Genomic DNA, 6,557 nt, shown 5'->3' on the forward strand with positions numbered 1-6,557 from the left:
GTGTGGGGGAGGGCGGGCGGTCGGGGCCTAGGCGCGCAGGGTGGCTCCGCCGTCGACGTACAGGTCGTGCATCGTGATGTGCCGGGCGCGGTCGGAGGCGAGGAACACGACGGCCTCGGCGACGTCCTCGGGGTCGGCGATCCGCCCCAGCGGTATCCCGGTGCGGTGGGCGGCGAGGTCGCCCTCCACCACCCGGCGCGCGGCGGCCTCGGCGTCGCCGTCGGCCCACAGGCCGCGCTGCATGTCGGTCATGGTGGAGCCGGGGGAGACGGTGTTGCAGCGCACCCCCTGCGCGGCGACCTCCAGGCCCAGGCACTTGGTGAACATCACGGTGGCCGCCTTGGACGCGGCGTAGGCGGCGAGCCCGGCGCGCGGTATGCCGGCCGCGTTGGAGGCGACGGTGACGATGCTGCCGCGGCCGCGCCCCGTCATCCGCCGGGCGGCGGCCCGCGAGACGTGGAAGACGCCGGTGGTGTTCACCGCGAAGTGGGCGTCCCACTTCTCGTCCGTCAGATCGACCACGGGGGAGGACCACAGCACCCCGGCGACGTTCACCACGACGTCCAGCGGGCCCAGCGTGTCCTCGGCGCGCGCGACGGCGGCGTCCACGGCCGCGGCGTCCCGGACGTCCAGCGCGAGCGAGGTGACCCGGCCGTCGTGCGCGGCGGCGAGCTTCTTCACCTTCGGCGCCTTGAGGTCGGTGGCCAGCACCCGGGCGCCCCGGCCGGCCAGCGCCCGCACCACGGCCTTGCCGATGCCCCGTGCCGCCCCGGTCACCAGCGCGGTCCGTCCGGCGAACTCCTGAGCGCCTGGGGCTGAGGGATCCGGGAGAGCGGGTACGTGGGGGGCGGCGGACGGGTGGGACACTGGAGACTTCCTTCTTCCCGGGGACGGGCCGCCCGGACGGCAGTTGTCCCCGGTGGAGCGTGCGCAGGGGTCACCACCGCTGCGGGCAGCGCAACGAAAGTAAGGTTAGGCTAACCAATGTTCTTGTGGGAAGAGCGCACGGGTACCTGATCCAGCCGTTCCGCGCCCGGCGGGCCCCTCGGAGGCTGGCCCGCAAGGGTGGTGATGTGCGGTGACTCGACGGCTTTGCCGGGATGGTCTTGGCAAGGCCCCCGGGGCGTCCTAAGTTCGAGATTCCGGCGGTTGCGGCCGCCCCGGCAGACCCCCTCTCGCCCCGCGGCGAGCCCCTGCAGTAGAGGCCCTCTGACGTTCCGTCGAAGGAGCAGCTCGTGGCCAACGTCGTACGCGCAGCCCTGGTCCAGGCCACCTGGACCGGCGACACCGAGTCCATGATCGCCAAGCACGAGGAACACGCCCGTGAGGCGGCCCGGCAGGGCGCCAAGGTCATCGGCTTCCAGGAAGTCTTCAACGCCCCCTACTTCTGCCAGGTCCAGGACCCGGAGCACTACCGGTGGGCCGAACCCGTCCCCGACGGCCCCACCGTGACCCGGATGCGGGCCCTCGCCCGCGAGACCGGCATGGTCGTCGTGGTGCCGGTCTTCGAGGTCGAGCAGAGCGGCTTCTACTACAACACCGCGGTCGTCGTCGACGCGGACGGCACGGTCCTGGGCAAGTACCGCAAACACCACATCCCGCAGGTCAAGGGATTCTGGGAGAAGTACTACTTCAAGCCGGGCAACCTGGGATGGCCGGTCTTCGACACCGCGGTCGGCAAGGTCGGCGTCTACATCTGCTACGACCGGCACTTCCCCGAGGGCTGGCGCCAGCTCGGACTCAACGGCGCCCAGCTCGTCTACAACCCCTCCGCCACCTCACGCGGGCTCTCCGCCTACCTGTGGCAGCTGGAACAGCCCGCCGCCGCGGTCGCCAACGAGTACTTCGTCGCCGCCATCAACCGGGTCGGCCGGGAACCGTACGGCGACAACGACTTCTACGGCACCAGCTACTTCGTCGACCCGCGCGGCCAGTTCGTCGGCGACGTGGCCAGCGACAAGGAGGAGGAACTCGTCGTGCGCGACCTCGACCTCGGCCTCATCGAGGAGGTCCGGCAGCAATGGGCCTTCTACCGCGACCGGCGGCCCGACGCCTACCAGGGACTGGTGCAGCCGTGACGGCCACGGACGAGACGACGGCGGACGGGACGGCCCCGGCCACCGCCGGCGAGGACCGGGGCTCGGGCGGGCTGCTCGGCCGGCACCGGGCCGTCCTCCCCGACTGGCTGGCCCTCTACTACGACGACCCGCTGGAGATCGTCCAGGGCGAGGGACGCCGTGTACGGGACGCACAGGGCCGTGAGTACCTCGACTTCTTCGGCGGCATCCTCACCACGATGACCGCCCACGCCCTCCCCGAGGTCGCCAAGGCCGTCACCGAACAGGCCGGCCGGCTGCTGCACTCCTCCACGCTCTACCTGAACCGGCCGATGGTCGAACTCGCCGAGCGCATCGCCCGGTTGTCCGGCATCCCCGACGCCCGGGTCTTCTTCACCACCTCCGGCACCGAGGCCAACGACACCGCGCTGCTCCTCGCCACCACCTACCGGCGCAGCAACCAGATCCTGGCCATGCGCAACAGCTACCACGGCCGGTCCTTCTCCACCGTCTCCGTCACCGGCAACCGCGGCTGGTCGCCGACCTCGCTGTCCCCGCTGCAGACCCTCTACGTCCACGGCGGCGTCCGGCACCGCGGGCCCTACGCGCACCTGGACGACGAGGCCTTCACGGCCGCCTGCGTCGCCGACCTGCGTGACCTGCTCGGCCACGTCCGCACCCCCGCCGCGCTGATCGCCGAACCGGTGCAGGGTGTCGGCGGGTTCACCTCCCCGCCCGACGGGTTGTACGCCGCGTTCCGCGAAGTCCTCGCCGAACAGGGCGTGTTGTGGATCGCCGACGAGGTGCAGACCGGCTGGGGCCGCACCGGCGACCACTTCTGGGGCTGGCAGGCACACGACCGCAACGGCCCGCCCGACATCGTCACCTTCGCCAAGGGCATCGGCAACGGCATGTCGGTCGGCGGCGTGATCGCCCGCGCCGAGATCATGAACTGCCTCGACGCGAACTCCATCTCCACCTTCGGCGGCACCCAGATCACCATGGCCGCCGCCCTCGCCAACCTCGACCACCTGCTCCAGCACGACCTCCAGGGCAACGCCCGCCGGGTCGGCGGCGCCCTCCTGGAGCGGCTGCGCACCGCCTGCTCCACCCTGCCCGGCGTGCGCGAGGTCCGGGGCCGCGGACTGATGATCGGCATCGAACTCGTGAGGCCCGGCACCGACCTGGCCCACCCCGAGGCGGCCGCGGCCGTCCTGGAGGGCGCCCGCGCGGAAGGCCTCCTCATCGGCAAGGGCGGCGGCCACGACACCAGCGCGCTGCGCATCGCCCCGCCGCTGTCCCTCACGGCCGCCGAGGCGGAGGAGGGAGCGGCGATCCTCGAGCGGGTCCTGCGCCGGGTCGCGGGGTGACGCCCGGGGCCGCGCGCCCTCGTCGCCCCGCACGGTCACCGACCGGCGCCCGGCCGGTCGCTCGCAGGCGCCCCGGCCGGTCACTCCCGGGCGCCCGGCCCGGCCACTCCCGGCCCCCCGAGCTCCCGGCCCTGGCGCTCCCGGCCCGCTCGAGCAGAGGGCGCCCCCACGGAAGGAGAGGCACAGCCATGTCCCGCACCGTGATCCGCGGCGGCCTCGTCGTCACCGCCTCCGACGAGATGCACGCCGACGTCCTGATCGAGGACGGCCGCGTCGCCGCCCTCGCCGCCACCGGCACCTCCGCCGCCGAATCCTGGACCGCCGACCGCACCCTGGACGCCACCGACCGGTACGTGCTCCCCGGCGGCGTCGACGCCCACACCCACATGGAGATGCCCTTCGGCGGCACCTACTCCTCCGACACCTTCGAGACCGGCACCCGCGCCGCCGCCTGGGGCGGCACCACCACCATCGTGGACTTCGCCATCCAGACCGTCGGCCGCACCCTGCGCGAAGGACTCGACACCTGGCACGCCAAGGCGGAGTCGCGGTGCGCCGTCGACTACGGCTTCCACATGATCGTCTCGGACGTCAACGACCGCACGCTCAAGGAGATGGACCGCCTGGTGGAGGAGGGCGTCACCTCCTTCAAGCAGTTCATGGCCTACCCCGGCGTCTTCTACTCCGACGACGGACAGATCCTGCGCGCCATGCAGCGCGCCGCCGACAACGGCGGACTGATCATGATGCACGCCGAGAACGGCATCGCCATCGACGTCCTGGTCGAACAGGCCCTCTCCCGCGGGGAGACCGACCCCCGCTTCCACGGCGAGGTCCGCAAGGAGCTGCTGGAGGCCGAGGCCACCCACCGGGCCGTCCGCCTGGCCGAGGTGGCCGGAGCTCCGCTGTACGTCGTGCACGTCTCCGCGGCCAAGGCGGTGGCCGAGCTGGCCCGCGCCCGCGACGAGGGCCTGCCCGTCTTCGGCGAGACCTGCCCCCAGTACCTCTTCCTGTCCACCGACAACCTGGCCGAGCCCGGCTTCGAGGGCGCCAAGTACGTCTGCTCCACGCCCCTGCGCCCCCGCGAGCACCAGGCGGCGCTGTGGCGCGCACTGCGCACCGACGACCTGCAGGTCGTCTCCACCGACCACTGCCCGTTCTGCTTCACGGGCCAGAAGGACATGGGGCGCGGCGACTTCAGCAGGATTCCCAACGGCATGCCCGGCGTCGAGCACCGCATGGACCTGCTGCACCAGGCCGTCGTGGACGGCCACCTCACGCGCCGCCGCTGGATCGAGATCGCCTGCGCCACCCCGGCACGGATGTTCGGCCTCTACCCGAGGAAGGGCACCCTCGCGCCCGGCGCGGACGCCGACGTCGTGATCTACGACCCGCACGCCGAGCAGGTTCTGTCGGCGGACACGCACCACATGAACGTCGACTACTCGGCCTACGAGGGACGGAGGATCACCGGCCGCGTCGAGACGGTGCTCTCCCGCGGGGTGCCCGTGATCCAGGACGGCGCGTACGTGGGCCGCACCGGGCACGGGGCGTATCTGCCGCGCGGGCTGTGCCAGTTGGCCGGCTGAGAGGCCGGGGTGCCGGTCCCGCGCCGGGGAGCGGTCAGCCCTCCGCGCGGGGTGCCGTCACCGAGACGGAGCCCTGGGCGACGGCGCACAGCGACTCCGTGCCGTCGGCCGCCACGACGATCAGGTCGCACCGGGTGACCACCCGGCTGCGGCCGGCGCGCACCACCTCGGCCTCGGCCCGCAGCAGGACGCCGTCCGCGGGGCGCAGGTAGTCGATGGTGAACCCGGCGGTCAGCACCCCGATCCCCACCGCGGCGCCCGCGGCGAAGGTGAGGGCGTTGTCCGCCGCGTAGGCCAGCACCCCGCCGTGCAGGATGCCGTTCTGCTGGCGCAACTCGTCGCGGACGTCCACCTCCAGGGTCGCCCGCCCGTCCGCGAAGGCGGTCAGGCGTGCGCCGACCAGTGCGTTGAAGGGCTGGGCGGCGAGGACCTTCTGTCCCAGGGCCAGGCCGGGGTCGGCGTCCATGCGTGCCTCCGTGGGTGCGGGTTCCGTGGCTTCCGTGACGTCGGGTGCCGACGATGGTGGCCGCCGTCGGGGGCTGTCAAGATCGCCTGTGTGGGGTGTCGGTGGGGCGTGCTATTCCTGAGGTCATGGAGACGGAAAGAGCTGCCCCCGAGCACATGGCCGCGCTGCGGGACGCCTTCGGCGTGGACGACGGCGGGAGCTCGGCCCTGGGGTGGGAGGCCGTGCGGGCCTTCGAGGCGGAGCACGGCGTGGTGCTGCCGGAGCCGTACCGGTCGTTCGTCGCCGAGGTGACGGACGGATCCGCGCAGGGGCCGCCGGACTACGGGCTGGTGCCCCTGGCCGAGCTGCCCGCGGACTGGGGCGAGGGCCGGCCGCCGAGGGACCTCGCACAGCCGTTCCCGCTCACCGAGGCGTGGCTGTGGGAGGAGGACGACCGGCCGGAGGAGGAACTGGACGCGCTGCTCGGCCCGGTCTTCGACCACGGCACGGTCGTGCTCGGCACCGACGGGTGCGGGATGTACTGGCACCTGGTGGTCACCGGCCCGCACCGCGGCCACATATGGAACGTCACCGACGTGGGCGCCCTGCCGTTCGGGGCGGAGTTCGGACACACCACGGCCGGGTCCGGGTTCGCCGGCTGGGTGGCCCACCGGGCGGCGGGCAAGGAGTGGTTCGACGCGGGCTGAGGGGCCGCCTCCGACCCGCGGCTCAGCCGAGCAGGTCCGCGACGGCCCTGGCGGCGTCGCGGGCGGGGCGTCCGGTGCCGATGAGGGTCGCCGAGGCGGGGCCGGTCCAGTCGCCGTAGCCGAGCAGGTGGACGCGGGGGTCGGCCACCGCGCGGGTCCCGTCGACCGGGACGCGGCCACCGCCGCCGCGCAGGCCGAGGGGAGCGAGCGGTGACAGGGCGGGGCGGAACCCCGTGCACCAGACGACGACGTCCACGTCGGCCCGGCTGCCGTCCGCCCACACGACACCCTCCCGGTCGAGACGGGCGAACATCGGCCGGGCCCGCAGCAGTCCGGCGTCCCGCGCCGCCCGCACCGGGGGCACGGCGACGACGTCGCCCAGCGAGGCC

Annotated in this window: 6 protein-coding genes and 1 pseudogene; 4 read left to right on the forward strand and 3 right to left on the reverse strand. The window is 73.3% G+C overall.

The window, feature by feature from the left end:
- Positions 1-27: 27 nt before the first annotated feature.
- A complete protein-coding gene (locus tag ACOV8S_RS05685) occupies positions 28-867 on the reverse strand; it encodes a 2,3-dihydro-2,3-dihydroxybenzoate dehydrogenase (protein ID WP_448316426.1) in 840 nt (279 codons plus the stop codon).
- 368 nt (positions 868-1,235) lie between these two features.
- Between ACOV8S_RS05685 and ACOV8S_RS05690 the strand changes: the two genes are divergently transcribed.
- The 3 genes from ACOV8S_RS05690 (at position 1,236) to hydA (ending at position 5,016) form a co-directional block, all read left to right on the forward strand.
- Positions 1,236-2,078, forward strand: a complete 843-nt coding sequence (locus ACOV8S_RS05690; protein ID WP_448316427.1) for a nitrilase-related carbon-nitrogen hydrolase — start codon at positions 1,236-1,238, stop codon at positions 2,076-2,078.
- 71 nt (positions 2,079-2,149) lie between these two features.
- Positions 2,150-3,427 carry an aspartate aminotransferase family protein gene (locus tag ACOV8S_RS05695; protein WP_448317368.1) on the forward strand — a complete coding sequence of 426 codons (1,278 nt, stop codon included), beginning with the start codon at positions 2,150-2,152 and terminating at the stop codon, positions 3,425-3,427.
- A 188-nt stretch (positions 3,428-3,615) separates the two neighbouring features.
- Positions 3,616-5,016 (forward strand): dihydropyrimidinase, encoded by a 1,401-nt coding sequence (gene hydA, locus ACOV8S_RS05700; RefSeq protein WP_448316428.1) that lies wholly within the window; start codon positions 3,616-3,618, stop codon positions 5,014-5,016.
- A 34-nt stretch (positions 5,017-5,050) separates the two neighbouring features.
- On the opposite strand, the gene ACOV8S_RS05705 is transcribed toward hydA, so the two are convergent.
- Positions 5,051-5,482 (reverse strand): PaaI family thioesterase, encoded by a 432-nt coding sequence (locus tag ACOV8S_RS05705; RefSeq protein WP_448316430.1) that lies wholly within the window; start codon positions 5,480-5,482, stop codon positions 5,051-5,053.
- 125 nt (positions 5,483-5,607) lie between these two features.
- Between ACOV8S_RS05705 and ACOV8S_RS05710 the strand changes: the two genes are divergently transcribed.
- A complete protein-coding gene (locus tag ACOV8S_RS05710) occupies positions 5,608-6,168 on the forward strand; it encodes an SMI1/KNR4 family protein (protein ID WP_448316431.1) in 561 nt (186 codons plus the stop codon).
- A 22-nt stretch (positions 6,169-6,190) separates the two neighbouring features.
- Here the strand turns inward: ACOV8S_RS05710 and ACOV8S_RS05715 are convergent.
- Positions 6,191-6,557 (reverse strand): annotated as a pseudogene (locus ACOV8S_RS05715) (pyridine nucleotide-disulfide oxidoreductase); the annotation flags it as partial.

This window comes from Streptomyces sp. CO7 (assembly GCF_053474865.1).